The 13,462-nt window shown below is 42.0% G+C and carries 12 protein-coding genes, 1 rRNA gene, 1 pseudogene and 1 riboswitch; of the genes and pseudogenes, 7 read left to right on the top strand and 7 right to left on the bottom strand.

Going from position 1 to position 13,462, the window contains the following annotated elements; all coding sequences use genetic code 11:
• Positions 1–79: 79 nt before the first annotated feature.
• Positions 80–733: an A1S_1983 family putative colistin resistance protein gene (locus tag WAK81_RS08835; RefSeq protein ID WP_422196517.1), complete on the top strand. Its 654-nt coding sequence runs from the start codon at positions 80–82 to the stop codon at positions 731–733.
• An 82-nt stretch (positions 734–815) separates the two neighbouring features.
• Here WAK81_RS08835 and WAK81_RS08840 read toward each other — a convergent pair whose 3' ends face one another.
• From WAK81_RS08840 to WAK81_RS08865, 6 genes and pseudogenes are all read right to left on the bottom strand, one after another.
• The gene (locus tag WAK81_RS08840; RefSeq protein ID WP_422196518.1) at positions 816–2,060 is read right to left on the bottom strand and encodes a D-amino acid dehydrogenase; all 1,245 of its coding nucleotides are present in this window, start codon (positions 2,058–2,060) and stop codon (positions 816–818) included.
• Between the two features lie 135 nt (positions 2,061–2,195).
• A riboswitch (glycine riboswitch) is annotated at positions 2,196–2,283 on the bottom strand.
• A gap of 299 nt (positions 2,284–2,582) precedes the next feature.
• The gene (locus WAK81_RS08845) at positions 2,583–3,491 is read right to left on the bottom strand and encodes an AEC family transporter (RefSeq protein WP_422196519.1); all 909 of its coding nucleotides are present in this window, start codon (positions 3,489–3,491) and stop codon (positions 2,583–2,585) included.
• 125 nt (positions 3,492–3,616) lie between these two features.
• A pseudogene (locus WAK81_RS08850) lies at positions 3,617–4,073 on the bottom strand (GNAT family N-acetyltransferase).
• Between the two features lie 66 nt (positions 4,074–4,139).
• On the bottom strand, positions 4,140–5,234 hold the full coding sequence (gene aroC, locus WAK81_RS08855; RefSeq protein WP_422196520.1) for a chorismate synthase: 1,095 nt from the start codon (positions 5,232–5,234) through the stop codon (positions 4,140–4,142).
• A gap of 13 nt (positions 5,235–5,247) precedes the next feature.
• Entirely contained in the window at positions 5,248–6,258 is a 1,011-nt protein-coding gene (prmB, locus tag WAK81_RS08860; protein WP_422196521.1) for a 50S ribosomal protein L3 N(5)-glutamine methyltransferase, read from the bottom strand.
• Positions 6,259–6,462: 204 nt separating this feature from the next.
• Entirely contained in the window at positions 6,463–6,849 is a 387-nt protein-coding gene (locus tag WAK81_RS08865; protein WP_422196522.1) for a lysozyme inhibitor LprI family protein, read from the bottom strand.
• A gap of 200 nt (positions 6,850–7,049) precedes the next feature.
• Here WAK81_RS08865 and WAK81_RS08870 point away from each other — a divergent pair, with 200 nt between their 5' ends.
• From WAK81_RS08870 to WAK81_RS08895, 6 genes are all read left to right on the top strand, one after another.
• The gene (locus tag WAK81_RS08870; protein ID WP_422196523.1) at positions 7,050–7,358 is read left to right on the top strand and encodes a hypothetical protein; all 309 of its coding nucleotides are present in this window, start codon (positions 7,050–7,052) and stop codon (positions 7,356–7,358) included.
• Between the two features lie 160 nt (positions 7,359–7,518).
• On the top strand, positions 7,519–8,895 hold the full coding sequence (locus tag WAK81_RS08875; protein ID WP_422196524.1) for an ABC1 kinase family protein: 1,377 nt from the start codon (positions 7,519–7,521) through the stop codon (positions 8,893–8,895).
• A 245-nt stretch (positions 8,896–9,140) separates the two neighbouring features.
• Positions 9,141–10,427 carry an acyl-CoA dehydrogenase family protein gene (locus WAK81_RS08880; RefSeq protein WP_422196528.1) on the top strand — a complete coding sequence of 429 codons (1,287 nt, stop codon included), beginning with the start codon at positions 9,141–9,143 and terminating at the stop codon, positions 10,425–10,427.
• Positions 10,428–10,450: 23 nt separating this feature from the next.
• Positions 10,451–11,650, top strand: a complete 1,200-nt coding sequence (locus tag WAK81_RS08885; RefSeq protein WP_422196525.1) for an acyl-CoA dehydrogenase family protein — start codon at positions 10,451–10,453, stop codon at positions 11,648–11,650.
• Positions 11,651–11,764: 114 nt separating this feature from the next.
• A complete protein-coding gene (locus WAK81_RS08890) occupies positions 11,765–12,256 on the top strand; it encodes a GNAT family N-acetyltransferase (RefSeq protein ID WP_422196526.1) in 492 nt (163 codons plus the stop codon).
• 122 nt (positions 12,257–12,378) lie between these two features.
• Complete coding sequence (locus WAK81_RS08895) at positions 12,379–12,960, top strand: lytic transglycosylase domain-containing protein (protein ID WP_422196529.1); 582 nt, start codon at positions 12,379–12,381, stop codon at positions 12,958–12,960.
• A 395-nt stretch (positions 12,961–13,355) separates the two neighbouring features.
• Here WAK81_RS08895 and rrf read toward each other — a convergent pair.
• Positions 13,356–13,462, bottom strand: a 5S ribosomal RNA gene (gene rrf, locus WAK81_RS08900); the annotation flags it as partial.

The raw sequence follows: 13,462 nt of genomic DNA on the forward strand, positions 1-13,462 counted from the left end.
GCCCATTGAAATCTTGTACACTTGCTTTCTATTTCGCTATAGTTAGACCAAGCGTAACACAGTGAAAGTATAAGCGATCATGCTACTGAAAACTGATATAAATATGTTGAAAATAATTGGCCTGATGCTCGGCTTGGGGATGATATCTACGGGCAGTTCGGCGATCACAATGGACTGTAACGACGACAGCAAAAAAACGGCTGCCATGAATAAAGTCTGCTCAGCATCCTTGGCTGAATCTCGTGAAAAACTCACAGACCAATACTTTACTGCTTTTCTGATTACTGATGCACCTGTGCGCTTATTGCAAGATAGCCAACAACTATGGGCGAGCCGCTTACAGCAATGCAAAACCCTAGATTGTTTTAAACAGCAATTTGAATGGCGTTTAGATGATTTAAATGTCTATATTTCGCTGAATCAAAGTTTAACCCAGCATTATATTAAGTTTGAACAGGGACAAATCGCCAAGCAGCCCGTGCACCTCAAGATTCATCAACTGACCAAAGACCGGATCAAGATTGAAGGTCTTGCCTATCGTAATCCGAATAACCGGACCGAGAAGCAGATCATTCCTTTTTTAGCCTATACCACGCCTGAGACAAAAAACCAAATCACCGATAACGAAAATGACTGCCGCTATGAATTTAATTATAGCAAAGCTATTTTAGCGGTCAGCAGCCAGCAAAAAGGCTGTGAACGTTTTACTGGGGTTTATCGCCTATATGATTGATTTAATTTTAAAATATTATAATGTATTGTTATATAAAATGAGATTTTTGGTGTAAAAAATAGCCCGCTTGCGGGCTATCAGTTTAAGCAGGATAATATTGAGCCACTTCCTGACTGATCATCGCGGCCGTTGCAGCTGATAAAGTCCAGCCCAGATGACCATGCCCGGTATTGTAAAAGACCCGCTCATGTTTGCCACGGCGTACTACTGGCATCATATTTGGCATCATTGGGCGTAAACCAGCCCACGGCACGACATGTTCGGTACACAGATCAAAATTACGATTGGTCCAGTCAATCAGCGGCTGAATCCGGTCCGCGCGAATATCGCGATTATAGCCATTAAACTCGGCGGTTCCTGCAACACGCAAACGATCCTTACCTAGACGTGACAAGACAATTTTGGCGCTTTCATCCAGCAAACTGGCCCAAGGTGCGTTGTTCTGGCTCTGTTCATCATTCAGTTGCACGGTAATGGAATAACCTTTGACTGGATAGACATTGACCCGCTCACCAAGAATCTCAGCCAGTTGATAGCTACCAACACCTGCACAGACCACAATAGCATCTGCATTAATTTCTAGAACATCATCTGGAGAGGAATGGACATTTTCAGTACTGGGTTTGCATTTAACCCGAATATTCTGAGCCTGATGATCAACAGCGAAAACATCCTGACCAAATTCGAATTTCACGCCTTTTTGCATACAGGCTTTGGCCAGACCGGTACTAAATTTATGAATATCCCCCGTGGCATCGCTCTGGCAGTAAAATCCTGCATAATAATCGCCAGTTAATGCGGGTTCGATCTGCTTGATTTCTGCATTGGAAATTGCATTGCGCTCCAGACCACCGCTACACAACAGATCATTTACTTTGATCGCAACATCATAATCCGTCTTGTTATGATAAAAATGTAAAATGCCACGTTTTTCTAAATTGAAATCAATATTTTCTGTTTCGGCAATTTCAAACAAACGTGCTCTTGCCAGTAAAGCCAACCGTACCGTTTCTCGGGTATTGGCTTCATAATGTTTGATATTGCCCAGAAATTCCATGAGCCAGCTGTATTTATGCACGCTAAAAGAAGGATTGAGCAAAAGTGGGGCGGTTTTTTGTGACATCCATTTGATGCCTTTGAGTACCGTGGCTTTCTGGTTCCATACTTCGGCATTACAGGCAGAAAGCTGGCCGCCATTGGCAAAGGATGTTTCCATTGCCGGATAAAGATGCCGATCAACCACGGTCACTTGATAGCCTGATTGTGCAAGCTCATAAGCTGTTGTTACTCCGGTGATACCGGCCCCAATCACCACGACATGACGCATAGACACCTCCTTGATTATATTGATGTCTTTTCCCATCTGTCATGTGTACCTGAGAGCTTCGGTAGATGCATTGCACATCAATGCGGCCACCTTCCCCTTCGGTGAGTGATTCAACACTTCTCTCCAGAGTTTTTATACATTATCACAGTCCTTTTGCCTGAGAGTTTCTTGGGACCTTGCTCCTTCGGCGAATGCAGAAGCATTTCTCTCCTGCAATAATGTTTTATTATCATGAGCAATTTATATACCATTTTTAGGAAAAACACAGTTTTTATTTATGTTAATTCACGTGAATTTATCCATGATTCTTTTTTAAATAAGAGTACATACATTTGATAGATGATAGTGCATATACATCAAATTTTTAATTCTTTCTTTTGCTTCTGTCAGCGAAACGAGTAGGTTCTACTCTTTATAAAACTCCAGGACTTATTTGATTCCGGCACTTAAAATAGAGCTTAATTCTGCTTAGGCTATTTTAATAATTCAAAATGTATAATTTTCCTCATCCATTTTAGAATTTTAGATAACCCAAGAAAGCATCAGTACTAAGCTTCCTGCTGCTACCACTGTTTGTACACTGATAATACTGGCCATTAATTCGCTATCGCCACCATATACCCGGGTTAAGACATAGGAAGCTGAGGCGGTCGGAAGTGCAAAGAACAAGACCAAAACCTGAGTAGTTAATGCATCAATCTGGAAAATTTTACATACTAAAAATGCAATCAGCGGCATTCCGAACAGGCGACCAAAGGTCATCAGGCTGAGTGGCAACACATCACGCTGAAAACCCTGAAACTGTAAGGCAGCTCCCACACACATCAAACCGAGCGGCAAACTGCACAGTGCAATCTGTTTGAGAAATTGCTCGGCTCCTGTCCAGAGTGACAAACCGGAAAGATTAAATAAACCACCCACAATACAACCTAAAATTAATGGATTTTTAGACAAATCCAGGACGATTTTTTTCAGCTGCATATCGTGACTACGAGTAAATGCCAGCACTGACAAGATATTCACCAAAGGAATACACAGCACCATGATCACAGCGAAGATGGTCATGCCCTGCTGATGAAATAAGGCACTAACAGCAGCAAGTCCGATATAGGTATTAAAGCGCAGCAAGCCCTGAACATAGACGCCGAAACGCGCATAAGAAATTCGGTATATCTGGCGCAAAATATACAGTGTAATACTCACTACAGCCATGATGCTAAATACGACCAGCACTACATCCTGAATGACATCCAGTTGAATCTTGGCAGTGGCCAGATTTAAAAACAGCATCACTGGAAACAGCGCATAATAATTTAACTTTTCTGCACCTCGCCAAAAATCATTATTCAACCATTGCCTGCGCTTAAGCAGATAGCCAAAGCTGATCAGTCCGATGAGGGGAAATAAAGAAGTTAAAATAATATGCAGCATGTGACATCCTGGTCTGTTTTCTGCCTAATCTTAAGTCGCTTAGACTTAACAGAAAACTTAGCATATTCATGAGCTTTCTCACTACTCAATTTAAGTGGCAAAAAGCTTGAATTTTCATCAACTAATCATGTTGATTTGCTGATTTTTTCTAAAATCAGCAAATGTAACGGGATCAAAGGTTCTCCGACATTTTGACCCAGTGGATATGCTTCAATCTTTTCAGTCAGCTGATAGCCACGGCGCTGATAATATGCCAGCAGTTCAGTACGGACATTTAATACTGACATCTGAATCACTTTCTTCTTAAATATTTCGAAAATAAAGCTTCCAATCTCTGCTACTTGCTGCCCCTAGTCTCACACCAATACAACCAAGTAGTTTATTTTCAATCTCCAGAACAAAGAGCTGAAAGTGTGCTGAATTGAGTAATTCATATAACTATTGTTCTTGAATACGATCACCCTGGATCATTCCTGCTTCAGTCGTCCATCCACCCAGAGTACGATAAGCCGTATTGATCAGCATGGTAAGTTGCTGAATATCAGCCTTGCTTGCCAATCGTATATTTTTATAGTGATTCATTTTATAAATAAAAAAGTCAGACCGGAGTCTGACTTTAAAACAATTCCACTTTAAAGTTAAAGCAAATTATTTAGGTTCAATCGGCGCAAAGGGCGCAACTATATCGGCATTTTGCGCACGGTGACGCATGAAGTGATCCATAAGCACAATCGCCAGCATCGCTTCAGCAATCGGTGTTGCACGCACACCCACGCAAGGATCATGACGGCCTTTGGTCAGTACATCAGTATCTTCACGCTCAATATTAATGGTTTTACCCGGCGTGGTGATAGATGCAGTCGGCTTCAACGCAATCGCAACACGAATGTCCTGACCGCTAGAAATGCCACCCAGAATACCGCCAGCATGATTGGCCAGGAAGCCTTCTGTGGTGAGTTCATCACGGCTTTCATGACCAAACTGTTCAGCAACGCCAAAACCATCACCGATTTCTACGCCTTTAACGGCATTAATCGACATCATGGCATGCGCGATGTCAGCATCCAAACGATCAAAGACTGGCTCGCCCCAACCCACTGGCACTTTAGATGCAATGATCTCGAGTTTAGCGCCACAACTGGTGCCTTGCTCACGCAAAGACGTCACCAGCGCTTCAAAACGTGGTACTGCATCCACATCACCACAGAAAAACGGATTGTTTGGAACTTCGCTCCAGTCCAGTTTCTCTGCTTTTTCAGTACCGATCTGGGTTACATGACCGCGAATCTCAATGCCAAATTTTTCGAAAAGGAATTTCTTGGCAATGGCACCTGCTGCGACACGCATTGCCGTTTCACGGGCACTTGAACGGCCACCACCGCGGTAATCACGGAAACCATACTTTTGAGTATAAGTATAGTCTGCATGACCTGGGCGGAAAGTCTGTGCGATATTGCCGTAGTCTTTCGATTTTTGATCCGTATTACGAATTAACAAACCAATTGAAGTACCGGTCGTTTTACCCTCAAACACACCGGAAATAATTTCTACTTCATCTGGTTCTTTACGCTGGGTTGCAAATTTCGATGTACCCGGCTTACGACGGTCCAGATCTTTTTGCAAATCAGCTTCAGTCAGCTCAATGCCGGGTGGAACCCCATCGATGATTGCCATCAGGCCAACACCATGAGATTCACCACAAGTCGTTACACGGAACAGTTGCCCTATACTATTACCTGCCATGTCAAACGACTCCTTATGCTTGAATAGACTGAATAAATAAATCGCGGTAAGTACGGCATTGCTCTGCAGTCAATGCAAAGATACCTGAACCACCTTTCTGGAATTGTAACCAGTAGAAATCGACTGAATTAAAGTTTTGGCGCATTGCCCATTCTGAATTACCCACTTCGATCACGATCAGGCCATTCTCAGTCAGGTAATCTGCTGCTTGAGCCAGCATTTTACGCACCAGATCCAGACCGTCCTGACCTGCAGCAAGCGCAAGCTCAGGCTCATGATGGAACTCCTCAGGCAAATCAGCCATATCTTCCGCATCGACATACGGCGGATTAGATACAATTAAATCGTATTGATTTTCGGCTGGAATTTTTTCAAACAAATCCGATTCAAGTAAAGCGATCTGATATTGCTTGTCATGGTGCTCAGTATTGATTTGTGCAACTTCCAAGGCTTCTTTGGAAATGTCGGTGGCATCTACTTCCGCTTCAGGGAAAGCATAAGCCAAGGCAATCGCGATACAGCCAGAACCGGTACACATATCTAGAATACGTTGAGGCGTCTTTGGATTCGGGTTTTCCGGCAAGTTATTGACTGCCTCACCCATTTGACCATGTTCGCCCAGGCAATACGGAGCAAAACGGTTTTGAATCAGTTCAGCAATCGGTGAACGTGGAATCAGCACGCGCTCATCAACGTAGTAAGGTTTGCCATCAAAGTAAGCCAGGTTCAATAAATATGAAGTCGGTACTTTTTCATTAATACGGCGTTCCAGCAGACTTAAAAATTCGGCTTTTTCACTTGGCAATAATTTGGCATCTAGAATTTCAGCGTCCGCTTTCCATTCTAGTGACAGGGTTTGCAGCACTAGTGCTGAACTTTCAGCAAAATAATCTTCTGTGCCTTGGCCCAAATGTGCATCGTATTGACGTAATGCTGTCACACCAAAACGAATAAAATCACGAATGGTGGTTAAATTTTCAGCGGCTTCCTGCATATGTTCAGGGCTAATAGTCGGTCGATCCACTTAAGGCGTCTCCAAGGTCATTTTTTTAAACGCCTTATGATACCTTGTTTTGCCTGCTTTTATAATGCTAAAAGCATGAAAAACACGAATTCTCTACGCTCACAAAAATTATAAAACTCCTGTTTTTGTGAGCGATTATGCAGATAAATGTTTACTTTATTCAGAGATGTTTCTGTTAAATGCCGAGGCTAATACTATGATGATTTATCGAAACCCGGACACATAAGAGCGGGATTGATAAAGATTGGCCTGATCCATAATTAAAGCCAGCATACATTGACCTTGCTGCTGCTTGGCATATTTTCCTGACATTCTAAAATTACATTGCTGGGACAATTTGCGCTCCCACAATACATGCTGACTGCGAATGGCGGCGGTCTGGTTCGGATTCAGTTTAAGATAAGTTTTATAGTTTTTCTTCAAACGTTTATTGTGAACTTTCAGCTCTTTTTCCAGGCATTTTTCCGCTTTGGTGGTACTTCCATAACTAAAATTCATGCACTGCGAATATTCCTTGGAATATCCAACAGCAGCTTGTGTCTGAACCGCAGTACCCGCAAAAATTGCAACTAAAAACCATGCAAGACGCATAACTTCCCCTTGACCGAAACCGGTACAATCCCAATAAATGTTTAACAATCAATATTGTTTAAATTATCCACTGATATTAACGCAGTCCGGACAAAAATCCTATGCATTTCTCGGACTGAAAGATTAAACAGTTGCACAATTGAAAATTGGCACATGACCCACATATAATCCGCATTCAATCTTCAAATGAGCCTCTATCTATGAGCTATAAGCACAATAATCTTATGGCGATGCGCCAGAATTACTGGAATGACCAAGCCTCCAGTCAGGTGCAGCAAGAAAAGGTATTTTTGCAGTCGACTTTAATGCAGCATGGTGTATTTACCAATGCGACACTGGAAGATGCTAAATATCTGTTTTTTGGCTTGCCAAGTATTGTGATTGTAAAAGGCTATGCTTTGGGCTTTATGCATGACAGCGTACAGCGCCTGATTCATCAACATATTCAAACAAATAAACAACAGTTACAACAACGATCTGAATTAAAAATCCAATTTCAAATGGCATAATGCCCTGTCTAAACTGATACAAGTTGGTGAATAAATGAAAGCTTGCCTAGCTTTTACTATGAATTCAGCGGCTTAAACTTTTTTAATACGTGCAGAAACGCTACTATCCCTTACAATGATTTATTCTGCTTCATGCTGATGATGAAAGGATCGAGTTTACATGTCAGATCAGAACGATAAGCTTAAACAACTGAAAACCTCCTCTATGGATCGACGCTTATCGATCGCAAAGGCATCCTTGCTGGCAGGCACGCGTTGGGCGGCTTCTAGTGCAAGCTCCATGTTCTCAAGCGAAGAAGAAAAAGAAAAGAAACGTAAAAAAGCCATGAAAGAACAGGCCGATTATCTGGTAGCAGAAATTGGCAAGCTAAAAGGTTCTATCGTTAAAATTGGCCAGATGATGGCGCTGTATGGTGAGCATTTTCTGCCAGAAGAAGTCACTCAGGCTCTAAATACCCTCAATAACCAGACAGTGGCACTAGCATGGCCAGCCATTAAAATCCAGCTACAGCAACAACTCGGTTCAAAACTCGACGATCTCACCATTGATCATGAACCTTTGGGCACAGCTTCTTTAGCACAGGTACATCGTGCTACCCGGAAATCTGACGGCATGGAACTGGTATTAAAAATTCAATACCCGGGTGTGGCAGAGGCCATTGATTCGGATATGAGCCTGTTTAAAAACATGCTGAAATTGACCCGCATCGTGCCGCAGACCCGCGAATTCGACCAGTGGTTCGATGAAGTCCGCGAGATGATGCACCGTGAAGTGAATTATCAGATTGAAGCAGATACCACACGTCGTTTTGCTGCACGTTTAAAAGATGATCCGCGCTATATCGTCCCAACTATTATTAATGAATATTGCTCAGATAGGGTGCTGTGCATGACTTTTGAACGTGGTGTGCCGATCAACAGCCCGGTGATGTTGTCCCTACCCCAAGAACGCCGCAACCAGTTAGGTGAAGCATCTCTGGAAATTGCAGTGCGTGAAATTTTTGAATGGGGCGAGATGCAAACCGATCCGAACTTTGGTAACTATCTGGTTCGTCTGGGCAATGGCGCAGATGTGCATGACAAGATCATTCTGCTCGACTTTGGCGCGATCCGCCAGTTTGACCAGCATCTGCTCAGTGTTGCACGCAATCTGATTCAGGCAGGCTATCATCATGACTCGGATATGATGGTCAAGGCGATGACCGGTTATGAGTTTTTTGATTCAATTCCACAAAGCATCAAACCGGATATGGCCAAAGTCTTTTTACTGGCCACAGAAGCATTTAGCTCGCCACTGAATAATCAAGAATTGCCAGCCGGCATCATGGATGAACATAACCGTTATGACTGGAAAAAAAGCCAGCTGCATAGCCGTGTGATGCAACAGGCGTCGAGATCTATGGCTTCACGTTATTTCAGTGTTCCACCCAAAGAATTTATGTTTATTAGCCGTAAATTTATCGGTGCATATACCTTTATGACCGTGATTGATGCCAAAACCAATGTGCGTGCGATGATTAAACATCATCTCTCTTAAAATAAAAACTGCATCAAAAAGACCCGGATGATTTTGTCATTCGGGTCAATTCTTATCCAAAATGGATTTTTTATATTTTTATCTTTCTTTTAATTTTCATTGATTTATTCATCCATTTCTTCAATCCCAAAAACCTAAAAATTGTCAATCATTCATGTCAGGGATGACATAGTTTTATCTCTGAGTGCATGTCAGTATTAAAAAAATAACGTGACAACACCTTTAGGATAATCAGAATGAATAATATGGTGAATAAAGCCCAAGGATTTGGCTTGTCCATACTGACCAAAATCGCGGGTAGCGAAGTATTAGACCAATTAAAGCTACGTAAATTTGTAGAAAAATCGCTTTATCAAAGTTCAAAAGCAGGATTCAAAACCCTGAGTCAAACCCAGAAAATCCTGAAATCTGGCCAGAAGATTCAAAAACAGCGTCTCTCGCATCAATCCAAATCCTTATTTGATCTAAACCTGACTGAAGAACAGCAAATGACCTGTGATGCCATGCAGCAATTTGCCCAAGAGATGCTGTATCCCTTGGCGCATGATGCAGATCAGCATGAATTATTCCCCCAAGAACTCTGGCAATACAGCACTGATTTAGGCTTGAATTTCTATGCCCTGCCTGAAGCATTAGGGGGCGTTGCATCAGAACAGAATATTGTCAGCAATATTTTAATCGCTCAACATTTGGCTCAGGGCGATTTCAGTCTAACGGCTGGCTTACTTTCGAATTTTAGTGTTATCAATGCGATCACTGGCTGGGGCTCAGAGCAGATTCAGGCAGAATATCTGGGCGCTTTCGCAGAAAATCCTGAATTAAAGGCTACCTTTGCGGTGCAGGAAGAAACTGCAGCGTTTAACCCGGAGCAACTTAAAACCAAGGCTGTTGCACATCAGGAACATTATCTGATTCGGGGTGAAAAGACCTTGGTGATACTGGGAGAAAGTGCCGATCTGTATCTGGTCAGTGCTGATCTAGACGGCAGAGCTGAGGTCTTTGTGGTGCAACGCGACAATACCATCACTGCGAAAAAGTCGCCTGCTATGGGTTTAAAGGCCACAGAAACAGTCACGCTCAAATTTGAAAATACTCCGGCTCAGCGTTTGGGAGATGCGGATTTTGATTATACGGCTTTTGTTGATCTGGGTAATTTAATGTGGTGTGCCATAGCGGTCGGCACCTGTGAAGCAGTCAAAAAATACTGCGTGCAATATGCCAATCAACGTATCGCTTTTGGTGAACCGATTTCCCATCGTCAGAGTGTCGCCTTTATGATTGCCGATATGGCCATTGAAATTGACGCGATGCAAATGCTGATCCTGAATGCCGCCAGTCTGGCTGAATCCGGTCAAGATTTTCATCGTGAAGCTTATCTGGCACGCCTACTCTGTGCAGAAAAATCCATGAAAATAGGCACCGATGGTGTACAAATTTTGGGTGGTCATGGTTTTACCAAAGAACATCCGGTAGAACGCTGGTATAGAGATCTTAGAGCTACTGCCATTCTCCATTCTGGCTTGCATGCCTGATCAGAACATAAAGAAGAACAATGATGAATCTACAAACTCCAAAAAAATTTAAGCTTTTGATTGATCAAGCACATGAAGTTGCCCTCAATGTTTTGCGTCCGATTTCACGTAAATATGACAAGGCTGAACATGCTTATCCGATAGAGCTAGACATGCTAGCTTCAGTCGTGGATGGTATGAACCAAGGTAGTGAAGGCATGAATGCTGGTGCAGCAGTCAATAAACGTGGCGATACAGATACGACTAATAAAAATGGCATTAATATGTCTACCGCCCTGAGCATTATTGAAATGTGTTATGGCGATACTGGCTTATTACTCTCGATGCCACGCCAAGGATTAGGAAATTCAGCTATTGCAGCCGTTGCCAATGAGGAGCAATTACACCGTTTTCATGGAACTTGGGCGGCCATGGCGATTACCGAGTCAGGTTGTGGTTCAGATTCCGCTGCGATTCGTACCACTGCGACTAAAGACGGTGATGACTATATTCTGAATGGTGAGAAGATTTTTGTAACATCTGGAGAGCGTGCTGATGCGGTTGTCGTTTGGGCAACTCTGGATAAAAAACTGGGACGATCAGCCATTAAATCATTTGTGGTGGCCAAAGGCACACCAGGAATGAAGGTTGAACGACTGGAACATAAACCAGGGATTAAATCATCCGATACTGCCACAATTAGCTTTATCAACTGTCGAGTACCTGCAGCAAACTTGCTCGGTCATGCAGAAATCGATGTTGCCAAAGGGTTTGCTGGCGTGATGGAAACCTTTGATAATACTCGCCCGCTGGTTGCAGCCATGGCGATTGGTTGTGCGAAAGCCTCGCTGGAACGTATTAAGAAGATTTTTAAGGATCAACTGGACTCCACTTATGCCACACCATATTTACAAAGCTCTAATATCGCAGCACAAATCTATCGTATGGAAGCTGAATGGGAAGCAGCACGCTTGCTGATGCTGAAAGCCGCCTGGATGGCCGATAATCGCAAACCAAATTCACGTGAAGCATCTATTGCCAAAGCCAAGGCCGGTCGGATCGGTAATGAAATTACCTTAAAATGTGTCGAACTGGCAGCAGCTATTGGTTATAACGAAAATGAACTTTTGGAAAAATGGGCACGTGATTCCAAGATTCTGGATATTTTTGAAGGCACCCAGCAAATTCAGCAACTCATCATTGCCCGTGGGGAATTAGGAAAATCATCGAGCGAATTAAAATAATGATTGCTCATTAAATAGCGAATTAAACTTACATGAGTTGATTAAACGATGGATTTTTTAAGGATTTAAGGTTATAAAAATTCATCGTTTTTTTTAAAATAAAATCAGTCCAATATGTACTCTATTCGTCCCATTCAGCCTGAAGATAATACTCAAATTGCAAGCATTATCCGTTCTGTGTCCCAAGAGTTTGGACTGGCAGCAGAATCTGGTTTCGCGGTAGGCGATTCTATCCTAGATGAACTGTATCAAGTTTATCAGCAACCGAAATCAGCTTACTGGGTTGTTGTGGATCAACAAAATAAAATTTACGGTGGTGGTGGAATTGCGCCCTTAAAAGGTGATGCAACTATTTTAGAAATTCAAAAAATGTACTTTTTACCTGAAATTCGTCAGCAGGGTTTTGCCAAGAAAATTTTAGAATTATCCTTTGAATTTGCACAGACTCATCAGATTAAGTCAATCTATCTAGAAACAACTAAAGCGCTTTGGCAAGCGGTGAAACTCTATGAAAAATTAGGTTTTCAGCACCTTGATCATCCTGAAGGCAATACCGGACATAGTGAAGCCTGTGAAATCTGGATGCTGAAAAACCTTTCAACTTAGAGATTTTTTAGTAGATAGATAAAGTTTGTACATTAATAAAGTGCTTTCATCAGCAGCAAGCTTGACTCTTGTATATAGGCTGCCTAACATCGAAATACGTTTATTCAGGCATGGAATTCAGTTTGTTTTTTTCTCATTTATTCAATCCAATTAAATCTAAACGTTCACTATTTCATTCTCATTCTTTTAAATTTTCTTCTATTTTATTGAGCACTTTTCTTTTTACTGGTTGCTCATCCTTGGGTGGAGGCTCGGTAGAAAAACGAGCAGCTAAGCTGTCTAAAGGCATTCAAACTGCTTATTCCACCCCATCCAGTACAGCTAATCGTGTTTCACCTTTAATTGTTCAACATGCACAAAATCAGGGTGTAGATCCGCTTCTAGTGGCGGCTGTGATTCGTCAGGAATCTACTTATCGTAGCCAAGCAACTTCGCCAGCAGGTGCGGTAGGCTTGATGCAAGTGATTCCGAGATATTGGCAACAAACCTGCCCAGGTGACTTATACAATGAAAGCAGTAATATCCAATGTGGTACATATATTCTTTCTAAATATAATCAATCATCCGGTGACTGGAAGAAAGCGCTTGCCTATTATAATGTAGGTCCATCGGGTTATGAAAATAATCGTAAAATGCGTAAACAAGGTAAACGTTATGCCAAACAAGTAAAACAGCATAAAAAAATTCTGAAAGACTCTCTCTAATGACTGAATAAATAGAATTAATTCAACTATGCTTAGGCTATTTTATTTAATACTTGGTAAATAGTAATCGCTAATTGTGCCCAATAAAATCTTTACCATGAAAGTGTATCTACAGCTTATTAAGCTCAGCCATGATACATGTATTCGGCTAAAATGGTCTGCAAATAAAAAACCAGTGAATCGCTGGTTTTTTATTTTTCAGGATTTACAAGATCAGCTTGTAAACTCTTTTAGAGTTAGCCTTACAGATCTCAATAGGTCAAACAAATTGACAGTAATCATCTGCCTCAGAAGAATCTGATCAGCTTTTAGATATAAATACGTTAAAGATCTTAGCTAAAAAACCGCGCATAAAAAAACACCCCCTTCGTTTGAAGGGGGTATTTCGAATAATGAGCTGGCGATGACTTACTCTCACATGGGTAATCCCACACTACCATCAGCGCTAAGAGGTTTCACTTCTGAGTTCGGGAAGGGATCAGGTGGTTCACTCTTGCTATGG

Origin of the sequence: Acinetobacter sp. (assembly GCF_049284435.1) — a bacterium.
Classification (GTDB): Bacteria; Pseudomonadota; Gammaproteobacteria; order Pseudomonadales; family Moraxellaceae; genus Acinetobacter.

Bases quoted from the DNA above. Each gene is read 5' to 3' on its own strand.
- WAK81_RS08870 (WP_422196523.1), top strand. From the start codon at position 7,050: ATGAGCTATAAGCACAATAATCTTATGGCGATGCGCCAGAATTACTGG.
- WAK81_RS08875 (WP_422196524.1), top strand. From the start codon at position 7,519: ATGTCAGATCAGAACGATAAGCTTAAACAACTGAAAACCTCCTCTATG.
- WAK81_RS08845 (WP_422196519.1), bottom strand. From the start codon at position 3,491: ATGCTGCATATTATTTTAACTTCTTTATTTCCCCTCATCGGACTGATC.
- WAK81_RS08890 (WP_422196526.1), top strand. From the start codon at position 11,765: ATGTACTCTATTCGTCCCATTCAGCCTGAAGATAATACTCAAATTGCA.
- WAK81_RS08840 (WP_422196518.1), bottom strand. From the start codon at position 2,060: ATGCGTCATGTCGTGGTGATTGGGGCCGGTATCACCGGAGTAACAACA.
- aroC (WP_422196520.1), bottom strand. From the start codon at position 5,234: ATGGCAGGTAATAGTATAGGGCAACTGTTCCGTGTAACGACTTGTGGT.
- WAK81_RS08865 (WP_422196522.1), bottom strand. From the start codon at position 6,849: ATGCGTCTTGCATGGTTTTTAGTTGCAATTTTTGCGGGTACTGCGGTT.
- WAK81_RS08880 (WP_422196528.1), top strand. From the start codon at position 9,141: ATGGTGAATAAAGCCCAAGGATTTGGCTTGTCCATACTGACCAAAATC.
- WAK81_RS08835 (WP_422196517.1), top strand. From the start codon at position 80: ATGCTACTGAAAACTGATATAAATATGTTGAAAATAATTGGCCTGATG.
- WAK81_RS08885 (WP_422196525.1), top strand. From the start codon at position 10,451: ATGAATCTACAAACTCCAAAAAAATTTAAGCTTTTGATTGATCAAGCA.